This window comes from Halorhabdus tiamatea SARL4B, from assembly GCF_000470655.1.
Classification (GTDB): Archaea; Halobacteriota; Halobacteria; order Halobacteriales; family Haloarculaceae; genus Halorhabdus; species Halorhabdus tiamatea.
In genome coordinates this window covers 551480-573979 of record NC_021921.1, presented here as the reverse complement: position 1 = coordinate 573979, position 22500 = coordinate 551480, and the positions used below count along the sequence as shown (strand labels likewise).

At 64.7% G+C, this 22500-nt stretch carries 24 protein-coding genes; 16 read left to right on the top strand and 8 right to left on the bottom strand.

What is annotated here, in order from left to right:
* Positions 1–73 precede the first annotated feature (73 nt).
* Together mvaD and HTIA_RS02965 are read left to right on the top strand one after the other, a co-directional pair.
* The gene (mvaD, locus tag HTIA_RS02970; protein ID WP_008527951.1) at positions 74–1045 is read left to right on the top strand and encodes a phosphomevalonate decarboxylase MvaD; all 972 of its coding nucleotides are present in this window, start codon (positions 74–76) and stop codon (positions 1043–1045) included.
* Between the two features lie 51 nt (positions 1046–1096).
* Positions 1097–2260 (top strand): NAD(P)/FAD-dependent oxidoreductase, encoded by a 1164-nt coding sequence (locus tag HTIA_RS02965; RefSeq protein WP_008527952.1) that lies wholly within the window; start codon positions 1097–1099, stop codon positions 2258–2260.
* Here HTIA_RS02965 and HTIA_RS02960 read toward each other — a convergent pair.
* Together HTIA_RS02960 and HTIA_RS02955 are read right to left on the bottom strand one after the other, a co-directional pair.
* Positions 2244–3227, bottom strand: a complete 984-nt coding sequence (locus HTIA_RS02960) for a chemotaxis protein CheW (RefSeq protein WP_008527953.1) — start codon at positions 3225–3227, stop codon at positions 2244–2246. The genes HTIA_RS02965 and HTIA_RS02960 overlap by 17 nt on opposite strands.
* Entirely contained in the window at positions 3224–4135 is a 912-nt protein-coding gene (locus HTIA_RS02955) for a ParA family protein (RefSeq protein ID WP_008527955.1), read from the bottom strand. Before HTIA_RS02955 ends, HTIA_RS02960 begins: the two co-directional genes overlap by 4 nt.
* 202 nt (positions 4136–4337) lie before the next feature.
* Here HTIA_RS02955 and HTIA_RS02950 point away from each other — a divergent pair, with 202 nt between their 5' ends.
* On the top strand, positions 4338–4835 hold the full coding sequence (locus HTIA_RS02950) for a FlaD/FlaE family flagellar protein (protein ID WP_008527956.1): 498 nt from the start codon (positions 4338–4340) through the stop codon (positions 4833–4835).
* A gap of 143 nt (positions 4836–4978) precedes the next feature.
* On the top strand, positions 4979–5290 hold the full coding sequence (locus HTIA_RS02945) for a metal-sulfur cluster assembly factor (RefSeq protein ID WP_008527958.1): 312 nt from the start codon (positions 4979–4981) through the stop codon (positions 5288–5290).
* 240 nt (positions 5291–5530) lie between these two features.
* On the opposite strand, the gene HTIA_RS02940 is transcribed toward HTIA_RS02945, so the two are convergent.
* Positions 5531–6478, bottom strand: coding sequence for a zinc-dependent metalloprotease (locus HTIA_RS02940; protein ID WP_008527960.1), 948 nt, complete (start codon positions 6476–6478; stop codon positions 5531–5533).
* A gap of 139 nt (positions 6479–6617) precedes the next feature.
* Between HTIA_RS02940 and HTIA_RS02935 the strand changes: the two genes are divergently transcribed.
* The 9 genes from HTIA_RS02935 to HTIA_RS17385 all read left to right on the top strand — a co-directional run bounded on the left by HTIA_RS02935 (position 6618) and on the right by HTIA_RS17385 (position 13580).
* Positions 6618–7031, top strand: a complete 414-nt coding sequence (locus tag HTIA_RS02935) for a cupredoxin domain-containing protein (protein WP_008527963.1) — start codon at positions 6618–6620, stop codon at positions 7029–7031.
* Positions 7024–8166, top strand: a complete 1143-nt coding sequence (locus HTIA_RS02930; RefSeq protein WP_008527965.1) for a YeeE/YedE thiosulfate transporter family protein — start codon at positions 7024–7026, stop codon at positions 8164–8166. Before HTIA_RS02935 ends, HTIA_RS02930 begins: the two co-directional genes overlap by 8 nt.
* Before the next feature lie 72 nt (positions 8167–8238).
* The gene (locus tag HTIA_RS02925; protein ID WP_008527966.1) at positions 8239–9318 is read left to right on the top strand and encodes a M20/M25/M40 family metallo-hydrolase; all 1080 of its coding nucleotides are present in this window, start codon (positions 8239–8241) and stop codon (positions 9316–9318) included.
* Positions 9319–9402: 84 nt separating this feature from the next.
* On the top strand, positions 9403–9588 hold the full coding sequence (locus tag HTIA_RS02920; protein WP_008527969.1) for an LSM domain-containing protein: 186 nt from the start codon (positions 9403–9405) through the stop codon (positions 9586–9588).
* Complete coding sequence (locus tag HTIA_RS02915) at positions 9585–9758, top strand: 50S ribosomal protein L37e (protein ID WP_008527972.1); 174 nt, start codon at positions 9585–9587, stop codon at positions 9756–9758. Before HTIA_RS02920 ends, HTIA_RS02915 begins: the two co-directional genes overlap by 4 nt.
* 8 nt (positions 9759–9766) lie before the next feature.
* Positions 9767–11194, top strand: coding sequence for an amidophosphoribosyltransferase (gene purF / locus HTIA_RS02910; protein WP_008527973.1), 1428 nt, complete (start codon positions 9767–9769; stop codon positions 11192–11194).
* 490 nt (positions 11195–11684) lie between these two features.
* On the top strand, positions 11685–11981 hold the full coding sequence (locus HTIA_RS02905; RefSeq protein ID WP_008527978.1) for a DUF5785 family protein: 297 nt from the start codon (positions 11685–11687) through the stop codon (positions 11979–11981).
* 235 nt (positions 11982–12216) lie between these two features.
* Positions 12217–12771 (top strand): CBS domain-containing protein, encoded by a 555-nt coding sequence (locus HTIA_RS02900; RefSeq protein ID WP_008527979.1) that lies wholly within the window; start codon positions 12217–12219, stop codon positions 12769–12771.
* A 329-nt stretch (positions 12772–13100) separates the two neighbouring features.
* A complete protein-coding gene (locus HTIA_RS17385; RefSeq protein ID WP_079980302.1) occupies positions 13101–13580 on the top strand; it encodes an acyl-CoA thioester hydrolase/BAAT C-terminal domain-containing protein in 480 nt (159 codons plus the stop codon).
* A gap of 44 nt (positions 13581–13624) precedes the next feature.
* Here the strand turns inward: HTIA_RS17385 and HTIA_RS02890 are convergent, their stop codons facing one another.
* Both HTIA_RS02890 and lonB read right to left on the bottom strand, forming a co-directional pair.
* The gene (locus HTIA_RS02890) at positions 13625–14461 is read right to left on the bottom strand and encodes a CPBP family intramembrane glutamic endopeptidase (RefSeq protein WP_008527982.1); all 837 of its coding nucleotides are present in this window, start codon (positions 14459–14461) and stop codon (positions 13625–13627) included.
* Between the two features lie 2 nt (positions 14462–14463).
* A complete protein-coding gene (gene lonB / locus HTIA_RS02885; protein ID WP_008527983.1) occupies positions 14464–16590 on the bottom strand; it encodes an ATP-dependent protease LonB in 2127 nt (708 codons plus the stop codon).
* 170 nt (positions 16591–16760) lie between these two features.
* Between lonB and HTIA_RS02880 the strand changes: the two genes are divergently transcribed.
* The 3 genes from HTIA_RS02880 to HTIA_RS15655 all read left to right on the top strand — a co-directional run bounded on the left by HTIA_RS02880 (position 16761) and on the right by HTIA_RS15655 (position 19615).
* Positions 16761–17312 carry a nicotinamide-nucleotide adenylyltransferase gene (locus tag HTIA_RS02880; protein WP_008527984.1) on the top strand — a complete coding sequence of 184 codons (552 nt, stop codon included), beginning with the start codon at positions 16761–16763 and terminating at the stop codon, positions 17310–17312.
* A gap of 52 nt (positions 17313–17364) precedes the next feature.
* Positions 17365–18150: an SAM hydrolase/SAM-dependent halogenase family protein gene (locus HTIA_RS02875; protein ID WP_008527985.1), complete on the top strand. Its 786-nt coding sequence runs from the start codon at positions 17365–17367 to the stop codon at positions 18148–18150.
* 169 nt (positions 18151–18319) lie between these two features.
* Positions 18320–19615: an outer membrane protein assembly factor BamB family protein gene (locus HTIA_RS15655; protein ID WP_020935996.1), complete on the top strand. Its 1296-nt coding sequence runs from the start codon at positions 18320–18322 to the stop codon at positions 19613–19615.
* A 183-nt stretch (positions 19616–19798) separates the two neighbouring features.
* Here HTIA_RS15655 and HTIA_RS02860 read toward each other — a convergent pair whose 3' ends face one another.
* The 3 genes from HTIA_RS02860 to thsA all read right to left on the bottom strand — a co-directional run bounded on the left by HTIA_RS02860 (position 19799) and on the right by thsA (position 22472).
* Positions 19799–20269 (bottom strand): carotenoid biosynthesis protein, encoded by a 471-nt coding sequence (locus HTIA_RS02860; RefSeq protein WP_008527987.1) that lies wholly within the window; start codon positions 20267–20269, stop codon positions 19799–19801.
* Positions 20270–20330: 61 nt separating this feature from the next.
* Positions 20331–20771 carry a hypothetical protein gene (locus tag HTIA_RS02855; protein WP_020935995.1) on the bottom strand — a complete coding sequence of 147 codons (441 nt, stop codon included), beginning with the start codon at positions 20769–20771 and terminating at the stop codon, positions 20331–20333.
* 150 nt (positions 20772–20921) lie between these two features.
* Complete coding sequence (gene thsA / locus HTIA_RS02850; protein WP_008527992.1) at positions 20922–22472, bottom strand: thermosome subunit alpha; 1551 nt, start codon at positions 22470–22472, stop codon at positions 20922–20924.
* Positions 22473–22500 lie beyond the last annotated feature (28 nt).

Genomic DNA, 22500 nt, shown 5'->3' with positions numbered 1-22500 from the left:
TACATCGAGCCGTAGCGCTGGACGGGGTTTCCGATTACGCGGCATCTAAGTGCGACCCACTGTACCACCAGGTATGCAAGCGACAGCGACGGCCCACCCGATCCAGGGGCTGGTGAAGTACCACGGGATACGCGACCCCGACCTCCGGACGCCGTATCACGACTCGATCAGCCTCTGCACCGCGCCGAGTAACTCCACGACGACCGTCGCCTTCGAACCCGACCGTGACGAGGACGTCTACCAAATCGACGGCGATCGCGTCGACGGGCGCGGGGCCGAGCGCATCCGGACCGTCGTCGACCACGTCCGCGAGCGGGCCGGGATCGAGGATCGAGTCCGAGTCGAGAGCGAGAACAACTTCCCGACGAACGTCGGGTTTGGCTCCTCGGCGTCTGGATTCGCGGCGCTGGCGATGGCACTGGCCGAGGCTGCCGGGTTGGACCTCTCTCGTCCGGAAATATCGACGATCGCTCGCCGTGGTTCGACCTCGGCGGCGCGGGCGGTCACGGGCGGCTTTTCGGATCTGCGGGCGGGCAGCAACGATCGGGACTGCCGTTCTCGGCGACTCGACGTCGACTTCGAGGACGACGTTCGGATCGTCGGCGCGGTCATCCCCGCCTACAAGGAGACCGAGGCGGCCCACGCGGAGGCCGAAGACAGCCACATGTTCGAGGGACGACTCGCCCACGTCCACGAGCAACTCGCGGACATGCGCGACGCGCTCGGCCGCGGCGACTTCGAGCGGACGTTCGAGATCGCCGAACACGACACGCTCTCGCTGGCGGCGACGACGATGACCGGGCCCAGCGGGTGGGTCTACTGGCAACCCGAGAGCCTCGAGGTCTTCGAGACCGTGCGGGATCTCCGGGCGGATGGCGTTCCCGTGTATTTCTCCGGCGATACCGGCGCGAGCATCTACGTCAATACGACGGCGGAGTACGTCGACCGCGTCGAGTCGGCGATCGAAGCACTCGGAATCGAGACGCTCACCTGGCAGGTCGGTGGGCCTGCCCGCGTCCTGGAGTCCGACGAAGCCCTGTTCTAGCCATTTTCGGCCCGTCCGTGCCTTTAGGCTGTTGGCGCACTAACGGATCGTATGCGCGTTGCCATCTTCGGTGCGGGATACGCCGGTCTGGGTGTCGCCCGACGGCTCGAACGATCGCTTCCCGACGACGTCGAGTTGGTCGTCGTCGACGAGTCGGGCGAACACGTCGTCCGGCACCTCCTCCACCGGGGGATCCGCTTTCCGGACGAACTCGATCACGTCCGCTTGCCGCTCGGATTGCTCCTCGATCGGGCGACGATTCGGGAGGCCCGCGTCGAAACTCTCGATCACGAGCGAGCTATCGCCACGCTCGCCGACGGTGAGTCGCTCTCGTATGACATCGGCGTCGTCACACTCGGGGCTGACCCCGAGTTCTACGACCTCGAGGGTGTGGCCGAACACGCCACCCCGCTTCATCGACCGGCCGACGTCGCGACGATTCGGGCCGCGTTCGAGGACATGCTGGAAGACGGTGGTCGCGTCGTCGTCGGTGGCGCTGGACTCACTGGCATCCAGACGGCGGGCGAACTTGCCGCGCTCGCCCGCGAGCGTGACGCGAGTGAGTCCGTCGACGTGACGCTTCTCGAACAGGCCGACGCCGTCCCGCCGGGGTACGACGAGCGCTTACAGCACGCCGTCGCCGACGCGCTCGAGGCAGCCGACGTCGACGTTCGGACGTCGACGACGATCACCGGCGCGAGCCAGGACACCGTCACCGTGACAGACGGCGAACCAATTCCCTACGACCAGCTCGTCTGGGCTGGTGGGATTCGAGGGCCAGCGGCCCAGGGTGGCGACCGACCCACGGTGCCGGCGACGCTTCGACTGGATGCGAACGCGTTTGCGCTGGGTGACACTGTTCGGATCGTCGACGAAAACGGCACGCGAGTCCCGCCGACGGCCCACGCAGCGATCCGCCAGGCCGGTGTCACAGCGACGAACGTCACTCGCGTGGTCGAACATCGTCGGGAAAACGGCGGCTTCGAACCGCGACTCGACCGCTACCGTCACGACGAGACTGGCTGGCTCGTCAGCGTCGGCGACGACGCCGTCGCCCGGGTCGGCCCGAAAATCCTGCGTGGCGGGGCGGCGATGGCAGCCAAAACGGCTGTCGGAGTCGGCTATTTGACCAGTGTCGGTGCCGTCGAAGACGCTGTCGCTCACGTTCGAGACACGGTCACGCCCGATGCGGTCGACGTTACTCCTCCTCGGTGACGTCAAGCGCCAGATCGGGCGTCGTCCAGATGACGAAGTCCTCGCCGCGTTCGATGACGCCGTTGATGTACGATTCGTCCATCGGCGGTTCCTTGACGTCGGCCTCGGCGATCAACGACACCTGATCGACGGCGTCGACGGACCACCCGATCTCGCCGTAGTCCTCGAACGTCTCGGAATCGAAAACCACGATGAGCCGGTCGCCGTTTTCGGCTTCGATGTCAGCGGCGATTTTCGGATCGAGGATCGTCGTGATCTGTCCGCGAAGGTCGACGACTCCCTCGACGTACTCGGGCGTATTTGGAACACGCGTGACGGTCTCCTCGCGGACGATCTCCTCCACGTACTCGATGTCGAGACAGTAGCGCTCCTCGCCCAGTCGGAATTCCAGGACGCGGGTTTCTTCGTCCGTCGTCTCCTCGACCTCGGCCCCGGCGATCGTCGCGCCCGCTGGTGCGGCCGTTTCCCCGGTTGTTTCCGCGTCCGTTTCGCCGTTCTCGCCCGAATCTATCTCGGCGACGTTCTCTCCCTCGAATTCGGCGGCCGCCTGAGCCGCTGCCTGGGCCGCTGAGAGTGCCTCGTCGTCCTCGCGCGGTTCGCCGTCGCTGCCTTCGGCTGTCTCGGTATCGTCACCGTCGCTCAGGGCGCTTCCCTCGCTCTCGTCTCCGGTATCCGTCGATACGTCGTCCTCAGGCGTCGACGCTTTGGGCGTCGCGCCGTCGGTTCCGTCGCTCGCAGTGGCCGACGCTTCGGGGTCGGTTTCGTCGGCTGACGATTCCTCGTCGTTTGTTGTCGAGTCTGGTTCCGGCTGTTCGCCGTCGACCGCTTTGGCGGTCCCGTCGTCGGCCTGCTCCGTGGACGACGACCGGTTCGCGTCGTCGGGCCCGTCCTCGGACTCTCCGCCACGACGACCCTGGCGGAGTTGTCTGATGCGTTCGGCTCTGTCCATTCGCTCGTCGTCGCTCATGCTGTCACCTCGGTGTGTTGGACGCCGAACTGCGTTTCGATTTCTTCGGCGATGTCGAGAAAGACCGATTCCATGTCTACTGGTTGCTCGGCGGCGAAAATAGATGTGCCGGCCGAGAAGGCTCGCTGGAGGGCGACCCGCTTGCGGACTTCCCAGACCGGATACTCGTCGAAGACCGTCCCAAGCCACTCGAGCATGGCCGCGTCCTCGTTGGTCTGCTCGACGCGGTTGGCGACGACGCCGACCGTATCCACTTCGATGTCGACCTGTGACTCTAGTGCGGCGATCTGGTCGACGAGCAACTCGATGGCTCGCTCGGAACTCGCCTCGGTCAGGGCCGGCACGAGGACGCTTCTGGCCGCGTAAATCGCTGTGTCGGTCAGTTTCCCGTAGAAGGGTGGTGAATCGATGATGACGACGTCGTACTCACCCTCGAGTTCCGCAAGCGCCCGATCGAGCAAGTCCATGGCGTGATCGCCGGTAACGGTCTCTGGCGTGACGTTGATCGCGAGCGACGAGAGTGCTGCCGGATCGATATCGACGCTGGGATCAGTTTTCGCCCACGCCATGAGGTCGGCGATCGTGAGTTCGTGTTCGGCCTGCAGGAGGTCGACGCTGCTCGGGACGATATCCATCTCCTCGTGGGAGACGATCAGGTCGTCGATCGCGCCCCGCTGGTCGCGGTCGGTCAGGACGTCGAACAGGGTCGGCGGCTCGGCGTCGTAGGCGTCGAGGAGTCCGAGTCCTTCGGTGGCGTTGCCCTGGGGATCCATGTCCACGAACAGGACGTCCTGGCCCCGCTCGTTGAGTGCCCCGGCGACGTTGATCGCGATCGTCGTCTTGCCCGTCCCGCCTTTCGCGTTGGTGACGCAAAGGGTGGCCGGCCGGGCCGCTGTGTCGCTGCTCATCGTCAGTTGCCATACGGTCGGGTTCGACAGCTAATAAAAATACGCTCGCGGGTATCAAATGCTGAAATCAGCGGCAGCGCTGTCGCCTGGTTCTCAGCTCGTGCTGTCGTCGGTTCTGTGGGCGCTCGGGCCGTCTGACGTGTGTCCGACCGCACTGCAAGATTTAACATAGAGTAGTGTGAACGTAGGAGTATCAGAACCTATGTCGATCAACCCCCGGGATTACGACCTCGACGAACTCCGGAAGATGGCCCGTGAACGCGGCGGAGCCACGATTCCAGTCGGTGACGAGGACGACGAGGACTCGCCGTCGGCCCCTGACTTCGACGCTGGGGGCCTGAGCGGTGACGTCCTCGGTGACGACGCGTACCGTTCACAGCTGTATCGCCAGTTGTTGCCCCTCGAAAGCATGGCCGGTGGCGACCCCGAGAAACCGTACCTCGAGGGACTGCCAGAGACGTACGCGGGCGAACTCATCGTCTTCGAGTGGCTGTCGTATCTCCTCGAGAAGGCTGGCTTTCGGGGCGCGAACGAGGCCATCGACTACTACGTCGAGGTCGAGTGGATCACCGAGGCGGTCGGCGACGACCTCGAGGACTACCTGCTCGGGCTCGAGGAGCGGTCCGCCGACGGCGACCTCACCATCGACGATCACCTGTTGAGTCTCGTCCACATCGGCAAGCTCGCCTCGATGCAGTGACGACGGGTCGGTTGTTCTCTGTCGCGTCACTGGGTGGCTGGTCTCGGATCTTCGAGGCGATATTTCCCCGGGCGAGATCGACGTCTTCTGGCGGGTTTCGTTGTCGCAATATTTTTCGGCGATAGTCGCCTAGGGTCTTCGAGATGGTCACCGAAGCGGACGTCAGAGACGCATTGCGCGACGTCTACGATCCGGAGATCCCGGTCAACGTCGTCGACCTGGGGTTGGTCTATGACGTCTCGATCGACGACGGACACGTCGAAGTCGAGATGACGCTCACCAGCATGGGGTGTCCGATCGCCGATCAGATCTTCGAGAAAGTCACCGACACCATCGCGGGCGTCGACGGTGTCGAGAAAGTCCAGGTCAATCCGACCTGGGACCCGCCGTGGTCGCCCGAGGAGGCGACCGACGCCGGCCAACAGAAACTTCGCGCGATGGGAATCTCGTTTTGAGGTCGACGTCTCTCGACCTGTGTCGTTGCGGGCGGTTCACGAGCGCGTTCGGACGGTTCAGATCGTCACGTTGCTTCTGACTCCGATCCAACGAACGGTATGCGCGTTCGAGACTGGCAGGACATTCTGGGGGGCGTCGTCGAGAACGACCGTGACCCGGACTGGCGCGCCGTCGGCGGCGACCGCGCGGGCGGGATCGGCGAGGACCTCTATTGAGTGGTCGCCCCGCCGGTCATCGCCTTACGGATCGACCCGATCGAGCCACTCCGTCGGCGTGTCGAGTTCGTCGCCGGTGGGGAGGTTCGTCGGCGCTTCCCAGACAGCGCCGGCCCCCTCGATCCCCCGCTCAGCGGCGACGGCCTCGAAGAAGGCCTTTCCACGCTCGTACTGGCGGCGTTTCAGTCCCAGGCCGAGCAACCGACCGATCGCGTCGGCGATCGGGCCGCGATTCTGTCGTCGGCGATCGAGGGCGTCCCGGAGGTCCGCGTACGGACGGTCGAAGGCTTCGTCCATCAGGAGTTCGGCGTACCCCTCGACTGCGGTCATCGCGGCGTCGAGGTCCCGGAAGGCCTCCTGATCCAGTGTTCCGTCGGCGAGGTTGGCGACGGCCCCCTCCAGCCTCGATTCGAGGTACTCGGGCAACCAGGGGGCGGCACCGAACTCCGCGGCGTGGGTCACCTCGTGAAAGGCGATCCAGCGCCGGAACCGCGCCAGGGGGACGCCGAGTTCGTCGGCGACGGCGACGATGTTCGGATGGACGAAGTACAGCTCGTGGGGATCCTCTGCGAGCAAGACGGGATCGTACTGGCCGAGGACGTTCCGGCCGAGGAAGCCGAGCGTCACGGCCATCGTCCCGGTGTTCAGCGTGCGAGCGATCCCCGGAATCGTGTCCGTGCGGGTCTCGACCGGCCCCATCACGCGCTCGAACGTCCCGACGTTGGCCTCGATCCAGTGATGGCGGTCGAAGATCCGGACCGAATCCGGAAGCTCGACGTCGACCGCCGCGGCCGTCCCGACCGCCTCCCTGGCTGCCCGGACGTCCGCGGCGTAGGCCTCGCGTTCCTCCGCAGAGAGTGTGAGTGACCCGGGGTCAGTCGCGGCGGTCGCCGCCTCGGCGGCCGCGTCCCAGTCGATCGGCCCCGTTCCCGAGGCGTTCGTGATTGCCTGGACCCCGTCGAAGAGGTTCATACCGCCCGTAACCGACCGCCGAAGATAGGGTTTCCCCTCGGGGACGTCGACGCTCGTTCGCGTATTTGGTGTCTCTTCGTCCCCGGCTCACGCGCTCGTCGTAACGATTATAGTCGAGTCACGGCAATATTCTCCCGTTATGCCGGCGTCACTGTATCGACGGCGATTTCTCGGCGTTGTGGGGATCGGGCTCTGTTCGGCAGTCGGTGGCTGCCTCGGCGCGTCCGACGGGAGTGAGGCGACCACTACCGACGCGGATCGGCTGGCGACCGTCTCGATTCGCGAGGGCGAGTTCACCCCGGACTCGCTGGACGCCGCGACGGGCCAGGAGGCCACACTCGTCTTCGAAAATGCGGACGACCGGGAACACGTCGTGCGAGGGGACTTCGCCGACTTCGAGGTCCGCGTTCCGGCGGGCGAGACGGCCTCCCGGACGGTGACGATGCCCGAGAAGCCGGACACGTACACGGTCGAGTGTGACGGCGAGGGCGTACTCGACGTCGAGGCCGTCCCCGAGAACGTGATGGGCGGCTGTAGCCTCGCCGATGAGTGAGATTGGCCTCGCAGTGGTGGCCGGCGTCGGGTTCGGCGTCTTCTTCCAGAAGGGGCGGATCTGCTATGCGAGCGCCCTGTCGGACTTCTTCCTGTTTCGATCCTCGCGGGTCGGCGGCGGCATCGTCCTCGCCACGCTACTCACCACACTCTCCTGGAGCGGGGCGTACCTCGTCGGTGGCGAGGCGGGCTTTTGGCTGCCTCCCTGGGGACTCTACGGGTTGATCGGCGGTGCGATCTTCGGCGTCGGGATGATTCTGGCGGGAGCCTGCCTGACAAGCACGCTCTGGCGGGTCGCCAGCGGGAGCGGCCAGTACGGCCTCGTCCTGGGTGGCGTCGTCGTGGGCGTTCTCCTCACCGGCCTGGCTCACCCCTGGCTCGGGGAGCTGTACTTCACGCCGCTGTGGCTCGGGACTGGCACCACGGCGTTCGCACTTCCCGTCCCCGCCCCTGCCGTGGCTGTGGTCTTCGTCGCCGTCGTCGCAGTCGCGTATGCGTTCCTCGCTGGATCCACGAAGCGCCAATTCGACGGCTCGGTCGACGAGGACGAGGGACCCATCGCTGGACTGTTGGAATCTCTCCGCGTCGGCTTGCGAGGGCTCTTCGAGGGCTCGCGGCAGTACCTCGGCGCTCGCCGATCAGGGATCGACGTCGGCCGTGCGCTCCGTCGGCCGTGGGATCCCCGGACCTGTGGAATCGGAATCGCGCTCACGGCGACGTTCTGGATCGGCGTCTCGGGCGTCTGGACCGTCTCCGGCCCGCTGGAGGACTGGATCGCCTTCGGGGTCGGCACCGCGAGTCCTGTGCTGCTGGCTGCCGTGCCCGGTTTCGAAGCTGCCTTTCTCGGGCACGTCTCACCGGGGATGGGCGTGCTCGTGGGCTTTCTCCTCGGAGCCGCCCTCGCGGCACTCGTGAGTGGTGACTTCGAACTCACGCCGCCGACACGCTCGGCCGGCGTCGCGCCCGTCGCCGGCGGCGTCCTGATGGGTGTCGGCGCAAATCTCGCACCTGGGTGTAACGTGACGAACCTCTACACTGGCGTCGCCTCGTTGAGCGCCCACGGACTCCTCGCCAGCGCGGGGATCGTCCTGGGTGCGTACGCCGGGACGCGCCTGCTCTTTCGCACTCGCGGGTGAGGCCGTCAGTCACGACCCCGCGTCTCGCCGACCAGACGTGACGGTTTTGGCGACACCGACTCGAGGGGATACATGGACGACACACGACGAGACTTTCTGGAGTCGTTGCTCGATACCGCGAGCCCGTCGGGGTTCGAACGCTCGAGCCAGCAGGTCTGGATCGAGTATGTCTCGCAGTTCGCCGACGAGATCCGTACCGACGACTACGGCAACGCCGTCGCGGTCCACGAGGGCGACGGCGAGTGCGAGATCGCGATCGCCGGCCACGGCGACGAGATCGGCTTCATGGTCCGTGACATTACCGAGGACGGCTATCTCCGACTGTCGCGTATCGGCGGGTCCGATCGGACGGTCACTCGCGGCCAACACGTTACCGTTCACACCGACGACGGCCCCGTCTCCGGTGTCGTCGGCCAGACGGCGATCCACCTGCGTGATCGCGACGAGGACGCGGTTGCGGACGTCGCCGAACAGCACGTCGACATCGGTGTTTCAGACGGAGAAGCCGCACGCGACCGCGTCGAGATCGGCGATTCGGTGACGTTCACCTCGGGGCTGCACTCGCTCGCGGGGACGCGCCTGTCGGCCCGTGGGATGGACAACAGCGTCGGGATCTGGACGGCCGCCGAGGCGCTGCGTCGAGCCAGCGAGGCCGACGCGGCGGCGACGGTCTACGCTGTGAGCACCGTCCAGGAAGAACTCGGTCTCCAGGGTGCGAAGATGGTCGGGTTCGACCTCGATCCCGACGCCGTCGTTGCGGTCGACGTCACGCACGCGACCGACACACCCGACGTGCCGGGCAAGCGATCCAGCGACGTCGAACTCGGCGGCGGGCCGGTCGTCGCGCGCGGCAGTGTGAACCACCCGCGACTCGTCGAGTCACTCCGCTCGGTCGCCGACGAGGAGGGTCTCGACGTCCAACTCGAAGCGACTGGCATCCAGACCGGGACCGACGCCGACGCGTTCTACACCCAGCGTGGCGGGATCCCGTCGGTCAATCTCGGGCTCCCAAACCGTTACATGCACACCCCCGTCGAAGTGATCGACACCGAGGATCTGACGGATGCCGCGGCGCTACTCGGTGCGTTCGCCGTCACCGCCGAGTCATTTGCGCCCTTCGGCGTGGACTTCGAGGCGGGCGACGGGGCGTAATCGCGGTGCAGGACGACAGCGTACCACTGACGACCATTCCGGGGAGTCGATACGTTTATCAGGCCATCGCCGTCTCATTTCCGTATGAGTGATCAACCGCATGACGTGCTCGAGGACGCGATCGGGTCGGTAGTCGCGGTCGATTTGAAGGACGGCGAGGTTCTCGAGGGCGAACTCTCCGGGTACGACCAGCATCTGAATCTGGTGCTGTCGGCGGACGAAGACACAACGATTATACGCGGCGACAACGTCGTCTCGATACACCTATGACTGGGAAAGGAACTGCGAGCCAGGGCAAGAAGAACAAGACGACCCACGTCAAGTGCCGACGGTGTGGCGAGAAGTCCTATCACGTCACGAAAGGCGTCTGTGCGTCGTGTGGCTTCGGGAAGTCCGCCAAGCGCCGCGACTACGCCTGGCAAGAGAAGGCCGGCGAATAACCCGATCGATGGACGAGAAGTGCGGCGTAGTCGGCATTTCCTTGCAGAACCGTGAGGCCGCACGCCCGATTTACTATTCTCTCTACGCGCTTCAGCATCGCGGCCAGGAATCGGCCGGGATCGTGACCCACGACGGCTTCCAGCAGTACAGCCACATCGGGATGGGACTGGTGGGTGACGTCTTCGGTCCCGACGACATCGACGCGCTCAACGGATCGGTCGGGATCGGCCACGTTCGGTATCCGACCGCCGGGAGTGTCGATTCGAGCTGTGCCCAGCCATTCACTGTCTCGTTTAAGAGTGGCTCGCTCGCGCTGAGTCACAACGGCAACCTCGTCAACGCCGACGACGTTCGCGACGAGCTCGCGGAACTCGGCCACGCGTTCACCTCGGACGGTGACACGGAGGTCATCGCCCACGACCTCGCGCGCAACCTCCTCGAGGCGGATCTGGTCCGGGCGGTCAAGCGGACGATGCAACGCATCCACGGCTCGTATTCGCTGACGATCACCCACGACGACACCGTCCTCGGCCTTCGTGATCCGGAAGGCAATCGGCCGCTGTGTCTCGGCAAAGTCGAGGACGGGTACGTCATCGCATCGGAATCGTCCGCGGTCGATACCCTCGATGGCGAAGTGATCCGGGACGTTCGACCGGGCGAACTCATCGTTCTCCAACCGGACGGAGCCGGGTACGACTCCTATCAACTCGTCGAGAACGACCGGACGGCCCACTGCTTTTTCGAGCACGTCTACTTTGCCCGTCCCGACTCCGAGATCGACGGGAAACTCGTCTACGACACCCGACGAGAACTCGGGCGGAAGCTCTACGAGGAGTCCGGCATCGACACCGACGTCGTCCTTCCGGTCCCTGACTCGGGGCGGGCCTTCGCCTCCGGGTATGCGGCCGCTGCCGAGGACGTCGAGTTCGCCGAGGGCCTGATGAAGAACCGATACGTCGGCCGGACGTTCATCATGCCGACCCAGGACGAGCGTGAACGGGCCGTCCGACTGAAACTCAACCCGATCAAGAACACGATCGAGGGCAAAAGCGTCACGCTGATCGACGACTCGATCGTCCGCGGGACGACTTCGACGCAACTGCTCGATCTCCTCCGGGACGCCGGAGCCGAGGAGATTCACCTCCGGATCGGCTCGCCGCCGATCGTCGCTCCGTGTTACATGGGGATCGACATGGCGTCTCGTGACGAACTCATCGCCGGCGACCGCTCGATCGAGGAGATCCGCGAGACGATCGGGGCCGACAGCCTGTCGTACCTCTCGATCGACGCCATCTCCGAGACGCTCGGGACTGCCCGCGAGGATCTCTGTCTCGGCTGTGTCACCGGCGAGTACCCCTACGATATCGACGGCGAGGCCACAGACCGTGAAATCGCACGCCCCGTCATCGACGGGCCGGACGTGGCCGACGACTGAATTGGCCGCTGTCTGGCGTCGCCAAGTACCGTGCTCACCACGGAACGACGTACAGCGCTGCGTAGACCACCAATCCGAGCGTGAAAGACACTGCCCAAAGTGTCGCGGCAATCCGGACGACGCGCGGATGGTCGTATTCGGCGACGGCCCCCCAATGATCGTTACGATCGTGGAACGCGGACCGGCTCACCGCCACCCGGTCCGATCGACGTGGTAATCAGACTGGATCCAGGCGTCAAAGTTCACCCGGTCGTAGATGATATACAGCTGATCGTCCGTATGCTCGGCGTCGATTCGTGGTCGATCCGTCCCAGACGAGTTTCCCGGTGACTCCATTCAAGTATCCCCCATTTGTTCCCGCATGTCCCCTGTTTCTCGTTCGTTCGACGCTGCACACCTACACCTCTGAATACGATACCAAAAAACTATCGCCGTTGCCACGGCGTGTGATCGACCCAATTCTTTTGTCTCAACCGGTCGAGTGATACCTATGGACTGGCCACACGATCCCGACGGCGAAGCAGGAAGTGAGGGGCGTCGCAAGTACGGGCAGGCGATCGTCGCGAAGAAACTCGACGCCGAGGACTTTCCTGTCGCCACCGAGGCGTTCCTCGCTGAGTACGGCGACGATCCAGTTCGAATCGACCACGAACAGGTCGTCAGCGTCGCTGACATCTTCGAACACGTCGAGGCCACTGAGTTCGAGGACTTCCCCGCGTTCCACACGGCCGTCGGCGAGGCGATGCGCGAGGGGGGCTACTGGCCACTGGAACGCGATCACGCCTGAGTTTCGGACCAAGGGATTTTCTCAGCCTCGTTTGGCTCTCGTCGACGAGCCGTCCGATAGTGCAGCCCTGTGTGGACTGTTCCGGTACGTGATCGAAACTAGTGAACGTGTCCTCTGTTTATGTTCGCCTCTCATTCTCCAACCAGTGTATGAGTGATAGCCACACAAATACGAGTTCTCCGGCCTTAAACGTGGCGCAGGTATCTTTTAGAGCCAACGTAGTAAAGTACTGAGTATGAACGAATCGAACAGTGTGCGGGAGGTGATGACACGCGAGTTCGTCGGTGTCAGTGAAGCTGACGGACTCGCCGAGACTGGTCGCTTGCTGCGAGCGGAGCGCGCCGACGGGGCCGTCGTGCTTCGGGGGAACGACCCGGTCGGAACCATCTCAGTCGGAAACGTGCTCGATCAACTGCTAGATGCCGATGCGCACGAGGACGACACGGTTAGCGAGGCGATGGAGTCGACGGTCCCGCAGATCGACGTCGACGACCACGTCGAATCGGCCGCCGATCAGTTGCTTTCGAGTTCCGTTCCCCTGCTGGTCGTCTTCGATGGGAGTGGCGACGTCGCAGGGGTCGTCACCGAGAGTGATCTCGTGCGCTCGGTCGCGCTCAGCAGGGAATCGACGGCCGAAACCGAGAATCTCGAACCGGCGAGGACCGAAGGAACAGCCGAATCCGACGCCGGGTACTCGAATCAGGGGATCTGTGAGCGCTGCGGCGCGTTGACGAGCGACCTCGTCTCGTTCAACGGCCAGTTGCTCTGTAGTGACTGCCGCGACGTCTAAAGCGCGAAGGGCTTTACTCCGTCCAGCGGTACCTTTTAGGTACGTGCCTTAGTCCCCGCCCGAGTTCACCCACAGGGGTGCGATGACAGCGCGGCGAACCCGGGCACGTGACATTGACAGGCGGTTGACACCGCCTCTGTCTTCGGTGGCGCTGACGCGCCACCCGCACTTGCGGCATCCGCCGCTCGTGCATCCGGAGACGCCTGACGGCGTCTCCCGCCTCAGCGGCTTGCGCCGCTTCGGCATTCGGTGGCGCTGACGCGCCACCCGCCCGGCACGAGGGTTTCCCGACCAACCCGGCACGCCGCCAGGAATGAGGTCGGTCGTTAGTGTTCCGGGCGTACACTACGACCTTTTACTACGCGAGCGACTGCGTCGCTCGCTTGCAAAAGCTCGGCCAAAAGCCTGCGTCAGGGGCTTCGCCCCTTCCTTGGCCTCGCCTTCGGCGAGTGAACCGGCGACCTACCGGGCTCTCCGAGCCGCTCGGTCGCCGGACGCCCGATTACAAATCCCATGAGCCTACTAGTAGAAGTTCGGCCGATAGTGTTCCGGGCGTACACTACGACCGTTTGCAGCGCTCGCTCCGTCGTACGGGTGACCTGCGAGTTACCCGGCTGGACGCTGCCGACTTCGAGAACGACTACGCCCACCACGTGTATTCCGGTGCCGGACACATCATCACGCTTCCATACTGGCCGTACGAGTCACTGTCGGACGATCGGTTCGGCGGGACACCGACGGCCAACAACCGTGCCGCGATAACCGCGTGGCCCCGCACCCTCGATTATTTCGACCAGGGATTGCGATGACGAAGGTGCTCCCAGCGGGGGGCGAGCGACTGCCAACGCGGTCACTACTCTATCGAATCGACGCTCCTCCGCTCGTGAACGAGGAACTCCGTCGCGTTGAGCACGTAGTGGGCGACGATCACCACCAGGAGACTCCCCGTGGCGATGTAGACGCTTGCCAAACCAAGGCCCAGAGCACCAGTCACGACCACACCAGCCCGACCTTGCGCGCCGTGAGCCACGCCGAAGGCGAGTGAGGAGACGACCGCGAGTGCCCACGGCGACGCGTCGAGTCCAGTCGCCGGGACGCCGATGGCAGCCGCCCGGAAGACGAACTCCTCACTCGCGGCGACGATCGGCAACACGACGGCGAGCAGCAGAACCCACTCGCCCATCGTCGTCGGCGTCAGCATCGATCGAACCTGCTGGTCGTAGCCGATCCCCGCTGCGTCGGCGACGGCGACCGCAAGCTCACTCCCGATCCAGAGCCCGATGCCCAGAGCGATCCCGAGACCGACCGCCGGGACGCCGGTACTGAGTGGCTCGGGACCGACGCCAAAGGCCGAGAGCGGGATCGAAAAGACGAGCGCGCCGACCAGGAGCACGCCGCCGAAGAACCCCTGCGTGAGCACGACGTTGGCGAGCAGAGCGAGGGTCGGCATAGACGACGGGGAGTCGGGATTCGTCACGGCATGTTCAGCTGTCGCCGAGCGATCGGCCGGCCGAACGCGTATCCATCTCGACCCAGCGACGCCGGGGTCCAGTCCCGTCGGCTGCAGCCGGACGGTCGGACGGCGGTCAGCCGGCTCCGCGTCGAGCAGTCGCTGGGAGAGGTGCGCGAGCAGGACAACGAATGAAACGATCACGCCGGTGAGGCCGACGAAGGCGGCCCAGTTCGGCACGGCTACTGCGGGCTGGGGTTGGTCGGCCCGACCTTGCGTTCGAGGGCCTGGCCGGTGATCGACTTCAGCCGGTCGACCAGACTGTCCTTCTCGGGTTCGCCAGCCAGCGCGACTTCCAGCACTTCAGAGAGATGCGAAACGGGGACGATCTCGATCTGGTCCTCGTACTCGTCTTCGATCATCACGTCCTGCTCGTTGGCCTTCGGGATGATCACCGTATCGAGGCCGGTCTTGGCGGCGGCTTCGATCTTGTGGGTGACGCCGCCGACGGGCAGGACGTCGCCGCGGACCGACAGCGAACCGGTCATCGCGAGGTTCTGCTCGACGGGGATGTTCTCCAGCGCGGAGATGACGGCCGTCGCGACCGTCACCGACGCTGAGTCACCCTCGACGCCCTCGTAGGACTGGACGAACTGGATGTGGATGTCCTTCTCAGAGATGTCCTCGTCGGAGAACTTCTTGATGATCGCGGAGACGTTCTGGACGGCCTCCATCGCGATCTCCTGGAGTTTCCCGGTCGCGATGACCTCGCCGGGACCCTGGGAGGGGGCGACCTCGGCCATGACGGGCATGACGATGCCGCTGTCCTCGCCCATGACGGCCAGGCCGTTGACGCGGCCGACGGCGCTGCCCTCGTTGACGGTCATCTTGTAGTCCTTGCGGCGCTCGATGTAGTTGTCCGCGAGTTGCTGTTCGATCGAGCGCGAGCGGTCCTTGGCCTGGAGGACGTCCTCGCGTTCGGTGAACTCCTTGTCCGCGGCGCGGGCGATGTCTCCGGCGACCCGAACGAGTCCACCGAGATTTCGGAGTTTCAGGGAGAGATGCTCTTTGCGGCCGGCCCGACGGCGCGCTTCCAGGATAACCTCTTCGACGCCCTCCGCAGTGAAGTGCGGGAGGCGGCCGTCCTTCTCGACTTCCTGGGCGACGAAGCGGGCGTACTTCCGGCGCATCTCGGGGTCGTCCTCGATGGTGTCGTCCATGTAGACCTCGTACCCGTAGCCCTTGATCCGGTCGCGCAGGGCCGGGTGCATGTTCTCCATGGCGTCTAAGTTGCCTGCCGCGACCATGATGAAGTCCGTCGGGACGGGCTCGGTCTGGACCATCGCGCCGGAGGACCGCTCGCTCTGGCCGGTAATCGAGAACGCGCCCTCCTGGATCGCGGTCATCAGCTTCTGCTGGGAGCGGATGTCGAGCGTGTTGATCTCGTCGACGAACAGCACGCCCTTGTTGGCCTTGTGGATCGCGCCCGCCTCGACGCGGTCGTGACTCGGCGTCTCCATGCCGCCCGACTGGAAGGGGTCGTGACGGACGTCGCCGAGCAGTGCACCGGCGTGGGCCCCGGTCGCCTCCTCGAAGGGCGCGGTCTGCTTCTCGGCGTTGTTGATGAGGAGGTTCGGGATCATCGAGTCGCTCCCACGTGCACCGTAGCGGAACGCGAGATAGATGACGCCCGCGGCGAGCACGCCGAGCAACGGGTTCCCGACGAACAGCGAGTACCCGACCACGACCGCGATGATGATCCACATCAGGAACGACCGCATCTGGTTGCGCTTGTTGGCTTCCTCCTTGTGGGCGTCGACGATCTGTTCGCCCTTGCCGGCAGGGACCGTCCGGACCTTCGGCTCGTTGCCGTCGTCCGGGTTGTGATAGACCAGCACGTCCTGGAGGTCCTCCTTGGGGAGGAGCTGACTCATCGCTTTCGCGAGCATGGACTTGCCGGTCCCGGGCGAGCCGATCATCATGACGTGGCGACGCTGTTTGGCCGCCTTCAGGACGATGTCACGGGCGTGACTCTGTCCGATGACCTGATCGACCAACCGATCGGGCACCTCGATGTCCGCCGTCGATTCGATGTCCAGTCCGCCCAGCACGTCGTCCTCGTCGCCGGTAACGGGCATCGCTTCCTCTTCGAGGGTGACGTCGCTACCGAGATCGGACACGCCGTCTTCCGGCTCCGACTCGTCGGCGTCGGTATCGTCGGCCTGACCCTCCGGTTGCTCGACTCCCGTCGCGTCGGGCGAAGAGCCGACCGTCGACGCGTCGGACCCGTCCGTCCGGCCGTCTTCGACGACGGTGTCCTCCTCGCGCTCGGGCGGCGCATCGTCGGCTGTATCCTTGTTTTCGCTCATTCTAACGGGTCAAGTACGATAATCCAGGGACTGTCGATTGATATACTTTCTCCTCACGACCGGGATTGCCGGTCACCCGAAAACCGAAAGACTGCGCCCGGGTCGATCGACTCTCCGGGCGAGCGCTGACTCGCCGGGTTTATGAAAGCTCACGTCCTGTGACCGGGTATATGACACGCGGATTCTACATCGGCCGCTTTCAGCCCTATCACAACGGCCATCACACGATGGTCGAGCGCATCGCGGCCGACGGGGAAGTCGACGAACTCGTCCTCGGGATCGGGAGCGCCGGGAACTCCCACACCGTGCACGATCCCTTCACCGCTGGCGAGCGCATCATGATGGTGACCAACGCCGTCGCCGAGTTCGACCTCCCGACGTACGTCGTTCCCATCGAGGACCTCGATCGCCACTCGGTGTGGGTCAGCCACGTCCAGAGCATGAGTCCGGGGTTCGATCTGGCGTACTCGAACAACCCGCTGGTGATTCAACTGTTCGAGGAGGCCGGCATCGAGGTCCGCCAGTCGCGGATGTTCGACCGTGAGCGCCTAGAGGGTAGTGAGATCCGCGAGCGGATCATCGAGGGCGAGCAGTGGCGCGACCGCGTGCCGGACGTCGTCGTCGAGGTCATCGAGGAGTGCAACGGCGTCGAGCGCCTCCGGACGATCTCCCAGTCGGACATCGTCGAACGCTGGGAGGCCACAAACGGCGGCTGCGAGTGACGAGACCTGTCTCGACCCAGTGCCTTTTGTCCTGGCTCGCGTAGGAGTCACGATGATCACGCTCAGTTCCGACTTCGGTGCTCCGTATCCGGCGGCGATGAAGGGCGTTCTCACGACTCGGACTGACGCCCGGCTGATCGACGTCTCCCATGACTTCCCCCGGCAGGACGTCCAGGCGGCCGCGTTCTGGCTGCGTGAAATCCTGCCGTCGTTCCCACCTGCCGTTCACCTCGTCGTGGTCGACCCCGGCGTCGGGACCGACCGGGCGGCCCTGGCAGTTCGGGCTGGCGAGCACGTCCTCGTTGGCCCTGATAACGGCGTCTTGATTCCAGCCGCTCGGGAACTCGCCGACGGCGCGGACGAACCTGCCGAGGCCGACGGGATCGAGGTCTTCGAGTATCGCTACGACGACCCCGAAAGCGTCACGTTCCACGGTCGGGACGTCTTCGCGCCGATGGCGGCAACCGTCCACGAGGCCGGCCTGGGGGCCTTCGAGTCCGGCGACCGGTTCGGCTGCGTCGAGGCATGCGAGGACCTGGCGTTCCCCGAACCCACGACCCGGGACGACGGTGTCGACGGCGAAGTGCTGGTGGTCGATGACTTCGGCAACGCGATCACGAACGTCCCGGGCGAGGTTCTGACAGACCGTTTCGGCGAGGCAGTGACCGTCAACGGCGTCTGGGCACCCGCGAGACGAACCTACGCGACGGTCGAGGCCGACAACCGGCTTGTCACTGTCGGGAGCCACGGCAACGTCGAACTCGCCGTCAATCGGGGCCGGGGCGAGGAGCGATTCAGCGTCTCGCCGGGGTCGCGGGTCCGGCTTCGGTGGACGTGACCGTCGCCCTGAGCAAATCATATATCCGATCAGTGCTCGGCTGGCACATATCCGAAGCACGGGAAATCGTGCTATCAACGACGCGCTGCCCAGAAGTGGCTCGTATTGGTTCTCGCTATTGCCACAGGCATCAGAACGTTTTATGTGGTAGAATTGTAATCTACTAGGGATGCCCTCCCTCAGTAGACGTACTCTCCTTGCCGCCGGTGCTACTTGCACAACAACCGCACTCGCAGGCTGTTCTGGTGGGAATTCGATTTCGGCGGATACGTGGTCTCCACCCGAGGACACGTGGCCACTAGCACGCTACGATTGTACAAACACTGGACACAATCCGAACGCAAAACCTCCCAGAAGCGATGTCGAAGCGGCCTGGACGGTCGAAACACCTGTTTCCGCCCATGGTCTCGTCGTTGCCAATGGACTTCTGACTGCGTACGGTGAGCAGGGTCTCGTCGTCATCCGGCTGGATGATCGCACGCAAGTTCTTTCGGAGTTCGTTCCTGCGTATGTCGCTGGGATCGCCCCAGGAGCTGATGGCGGCCAGCGATTGTACGCTGCTGGGCCACTCGGTGTTCGAGACGAGTCGTTTGTCCAGTTCCTTCGAGGATGGGAGTACACTCCCGAGCGGAATACACACGCAATCTGGCGCACGTACGAGGCGGGTGACAGCCGTGGACCTGCACGTCTGGTCGCTAACACGGAGACAGTGCTTGTCGGCCACTCCGGTGGGCGGGACAAGCAACTCGTTGCGTTTGACGCTGAATCTGGCGACATTCGATGGCAGAACGAGGGGATTTATCCAACGCTTGCTGATGGCTCGGTCTTCGTGAGCGGGAACTCGGGTGTTGTCCGATATCACCCGCGAACGGGAATCGGTGCATCCTTGCATAGTGGCCCCAGGGAAACGTGGGCTGCCCAGTATTCAGGCTCGACTGTGCCGGCAGTCGATTCTGGGAGAGTAATCGTCGGCGGCGACTGGAGCCCAGCAGGGGGAATGCCGACACTGTACGGGTACGACACTGAGACGGGTGAAGCACTCTGGGATCCGGCGACGTTCGGCGGCACGGCGAATGCACCTGCGGTCATGAACGACACGGCGTACCTCAGTATCTCTCTGTATGACGATTTCGGTGACTACTACCTTCCGAACAGTGGTGAACTTCGGGCTGTTGACCTTCCGGATCGGACGGTTACGTGGACACGAGAAACTGAGTGGGTTCAAAGATCTGTCGTCGTCGGGGACAATGGTGTTGTTGTTACTTGCGGGGGCTACCCTGACGGTGAAGCGTATACTGGTCAGCAGAGCGGTGACGGTGGTCGAATCCGCGCATTTGACGCCGAATCGGGGGAGACGCTGTGGACTTTCTCTACGCCAAGCTTGATCGGATCACTCGCACTTGTGGGATCAACTGTATACGCTGGCTCTAACGACGGAGCGGTGTATGCACTTCGCACAGCGTGATGCGTATCGTCCTCAACGACCGCGGCTCAGGCTGACAACCAGCTTGTCACCGGCGGAAGCCACGGCAACGTCGAACTCCCGGTCAATTGGGGCCGGGCTGACGGGCAAGTTCGCATCTAGTTGGTCTGGCGGACCAAGTTGTGTGCCGATGATTCACCGGATAGAATATCCAAGGGGCAACTCTCACAGGAACGCCAGCCCCAGGGCCGCCGTGGTCGAGCTGACGACGAACCAGCCGGCGGAATTCCACCACGGCACCCCGCGGAATCGCGGGCCAGGCAGGTCGTCCGTATACGTCCAGAATCCTGCCTCGACGCCCTTGTGATCGGTGAGCAGGTCGACGGTGGTCGCGAGTCCGGCGCCAACGGCGACCGCCGTCGGCCCGTCGGCTCCGAGCAGGGCAACGCGAAAGGCGACGTAGACGGCACCAGTCCAACCAAAGAGAACGTACACCGGTACGCCAGCCAGTTTCGGAGTGACGTGGTGTTCGAGGTACCCGCGAGCGATCACGATGGCCTCGGCGACGAAAGCAACGACGGCCCCACCGCCGAAGAGTGCGACCGTCGCCGCGGCCGGCCAGGTGAGGGCGGCGTGAGCCAGGGAGGCGACCCCGACCGTGACGGTCGCGGCGACGAACGAGCGATTTTCGAGCATGACGCAACCAAGACTCCCGAGCTATGTGAGTCGATTGCTCCGCGCTCGAGTGCCGGATGGCCTACGTCCGCTCGATCTCGACTCGCAGGTCGAGTGTCGTCTCACGGTCGGCGTGGAAGAAAAACGAACCGCCACCCGCCGGATACGCGACAGTCTTCTCGAAGGTCGACGCCGCCGACAACGTTTCGAACGTCGAGGCGGGGACGCGTGCCCGGTCGATCTCTTCCTCGGAGAAGGCGGCGTTTATCGGGCCGCCCTCGAGCACCTCGCCGGCGACGCGGACGCGTTTCGGCTGAACGTCAGCCAGTAACCACCCCCGAGGATTGTCTGGTGAGACAGTCAATTCGCCGTCGAAGCGAAACGGGTACGGCGGCGTGACGTGCCAGACGGGCGTCGCGGGCGGGAAAGACGAGGCCGGCGTCGACTCGTCGATCGACGAAAGATCGGCACAGCCCCCAATAACGACAGTCCCGGCAGCGGCGAGCAACTGACGGCGGCGCATACCTACTCCAGCGAGTGAATGCCGAAAAACCCTCCGTTGCTGTGGTGGGCAACAGCGAAGTCACAGACTGATCACTGCTCGAAGCGTTCACGGAATCCAAAAACGAACGGCGATGACGCGGAGACCCAAACTCGACCGCGTGATGGCGCCTTAGCTCGCGGAGATGACGTCGTCGATGCGGACGATCATGGTCGCGGCTTCCGTCGCTGAGTCGACCGCCTCGCGCTTGACTGCGGCGGGGTCGAGGACGCCTGCCTCGAGGGGATCGGCGATGTCGCCGCTCTGGCCCGAAGAGAGGACACCCGAGAGCGTGTCGTTCTCGTAGGCCGCTCGGAGGTCGACCAGGGCGTCGATCGGGTCCATGCCGGTGTTGCTCGCGAGCGTGCGCGGGAGGACGTCGACGGCGTCGGCGAAGGCCTCGACGGCGAGTTGCTTGCGGCCTTCGACGCCGGCGGCGTGATCGCGGACGTAGTCGGCGATGACGATCTCGGTCGCGCCGGCACCGGGGACGACGCCGCCGCGTTCGAGTGCGGCCGTGACGACGTCGAGCGCGTCACGAATCGAGCGCTCGAGTTCGTCGACGACGTGTTCGGTGCCGCCGCGGGCGAAGATCGTGACGGCCTTGGCGGCTGCCCCGCCCTCGATGAAGGTGAGGTCGTCGTCGCCGTAATTCCGTACCGAGATGGAGTCGGCGTTGCCGAGTTCGTCGGCTTCGAGGTCCTCGACCGACGCGGCGCGACTCGCCCCAGTCGCGTTGATGATCGCGCCGAGGTCGGAGACGTCGTCGACCGCCAGCACGCCGTCCTTCGCGAGGTAGGAGGCGACGCGGTCGTCGATGTCGCCGCTTGCGAACAGCACGTCAGCCCCGAGCTCGACGACACGCTGGGCGCGTTCGCGGAGTTCCGCCTCCTCGGACTCGATGGCTGCGTTGAGCTGATCGACGTTGTTGACGTTGTACTCGGCGTCGATGCTGCTCTCTTTGAGTTCGAGGTCGCTGTCGACGACGGCGATGGCGGCGTCCTCGACCGTCCGGGGCATGTTGTCGTGGACGGGCTCCTCGTCGACGATGACGCCCTCGATCAGGTCCGTCGCGCTCGAACTCGACCCGACCTGGGCGTGGATCGTGATGCTGTCCCGATCGACGCCCTCGTCCGTCCGGACGTGGTCGACGGCGTCGACGACTGTCTCGGCGAGCGGGCCGGCGGCGACGTCGCCCGTTCCCTTACCCGTCATGCTCGACTCGGCGACCCGGATCAGGTCGTCTGCGTCGAGATCACCGTCGATGACGAGGTCGTCGATGGCCTCACGAGCCAGCGAAGACGCCTCGTGATACCCCTCGACGATCGTCGTCGGGTGGACGTCGTCGTCGAGCAACTCCTCGGCCTTGCTCAGAAGCTCGCCCGCCAGAACGGAGGCAGTCGTCGTACCGTCACCGACCTCCTCCTCCTGGGTCTGGGCGACCTCGACGAGCATGTCGGCCGCCGGGTGCTCGATCTCCATCTCCTCGAGGATGGTCGCGCCGTCGTTAGTAATCACGACGTCGCCGTCCGCGACGAGCATCTTGTCCATGCCGCGGGGGCCCAGCGTGGTTCGTACGGCCTCGCTGATTGCCTTGCCCGCTGAAATGTTCGAACTCTGTGCGTCCTCTCCCTGTGTCCGCTGGGAGTCTTCGCTGAGAATGAACATGGGTGCGCCACCCATGCGCTGCTGACCGGATTGTGACATATGT

What these genes read in the sequence shown, in the direction of transcription:
- mvaD (WP_008527951.1), top strand. Translation starts at nt 74, where the DNA reads ATGCAAGCGACAGCGACGGCCCACCCGATCCAGGGGCTGGTGAAGTAC.
- HTIA_RS02965 (WP_008527952.1), top strand. Translation starts at nt 1,097, where the DNA reads ATGCGCGTTGCCATCTTCGGTGCGGGATACGCCGGTCTGGGTGTCGCC.
- HTIA_RS02960 (WP_008527953.1), bottom strand. Translation starts at nt 3,227, where the DNA reads ATGAGCGACGACGAGCGAATGGACAGAGCCGAACGCATCAGACAACTC.
- HTIA_RS02955 (WP_008527955.1), bottom strand. Translation starts at nt 4,135, where the DNA reads ATGAGCAGCGACACAGCGGCCCGGCCGGCCACCCTTTGCGTCACCAAC.
- HTIA_RS02950 (WP_008527956.1), top strand. Translation starts at nt 4,338, where the DNA reads ATGTCGATCAACCCCCGGGATTACGACCTCGACGAACTCCGGAAGATG.
- HTIA_RS02945 (WP_008527958.1), top strand. Translation starts at nt 4,979, where the DNA reads ATGGTCACCGAAGCGGACGTCAGAGACGCATTGCGCGACGTCTACGAT.
- HTIA_RS02940 (WP_008527960.1), bottom strand. Translation starts at nt 6,478, where the DNA reads ATGAACCTCTTCGACGGGGTCCAGGCAATCACGAACGCCTCGGGAACG.
- HTIA_RS02935 (WP_008527963.1), top strand. Translation starts at nt 6,618, where the DNA reads ATGCCGGCGTCACTGTATCGACGGCGATTTCTCGGCGTTGTGGGGATC.
- HTIA_RS02930 (WP_008527965.1), top strand. Translation starts at nt 7,024, where the DNA reads ATGAGTGAGATTGGCCTCGCAGTGGTGGCCGGCGTCGGGTTCGGCGTC.
- HTIA_RS02925 (WP_008527966.1), top strand. Translation starts at nt 8,239, where the DNA reads ATGGACGACACACGACGAGACTTTCTGGAGTCGTTGCTCGATACCGCG.
- HTIA_RS02920 (WP_008527969.1), top strand. Translation starts at nt 9,403, where the DNA reads ATGAGTGATCAACCGCATGACGTGCTCGAGGACGCGATCGGGTCGGTA.
- HTIA_RS02915 (WP_008527972.1), top strand. Translation starts at nt 9,585, where the DNA reads ATGACTGGGAAAGGAACTGCGAGCCAGGGCAAGAAGAACAAGACGACC.
- purF (WP_008527973.1), top strand. Translation starts at nt 9,767, where the DNA reads ATGGACGAGAAGTGCGGCGTAGTCGGCATTTCCTTGCAGAACCGTGAG.
- HTIA_RS02905 (WP_008527978.1), top strand. Translation starts at nt 11,685, where the DNA reads ATGGACTGGCCACACGATCCCGACGGCGAAGCAGGAAGTGAGGGGCGT.
- HTIA_RS02900 (WP_008527979.1), top strand. Translation starts at nt 12,217, where the DNA reads ATGAACGAATCGAACAGTGTGCGGGAGGTGATGACACGCGAGTTCGTC.
- lonB (WP_008527983.1), bottom strand. Translation starts at nt 16,590, where the DNA reads ATGAGCGAAAACAAGGATACAGCCGACGATGCGCCGCCCGAGCGCGAG.
- HTIA_RS02880 (WP_008527984.1), top strand. Translation starts at nt 16,761, where the DNA reads ATGACACGCGGATTCTACATCGGCCGCTTTCAGCCCTATCACAACGGC.
- HTIA_RS02875 (WP_008527985.1), top strand. Translation starts at nt 17,365, where the DNA reads ATGATCACGCTCAGTTCCGACTTCGGTGCTCCGTATCCGGCGGCGATG.
- HTIA_RS15655 (WP_020935996.1), top strand. Translation starts at nt 18,320, where the DNA reads ATGCCCTCCCTCAGTAGACGTACTCTCCTTGCCGCCGGTGCTACTTGC.
- HTIA_RS02860 (WP_008527987.1), bottom strand. Translation starts at nt 20,269, where the DNA reads ATGCTCGAAAATCGCTCGTTCGTCGCCGCGACCGTCACGGTCGGGGTC.
- HTIA_RS02855 (WP_020935995.1), bottom strand. Translation starts at nt 20,771, where the DNA reads ATGCGCCGCCGTCAGTTGCTCGCCGCTGCCGGGACTGTCGTTATTGGG.
- thsA (WP_008527992.1), bottom strand. Translation starts at nt 22,472, where the DNA reads ATGGGTGGCGCACCCATGTTCATTCTCAGCGAAGACTCCCAGCGGACA.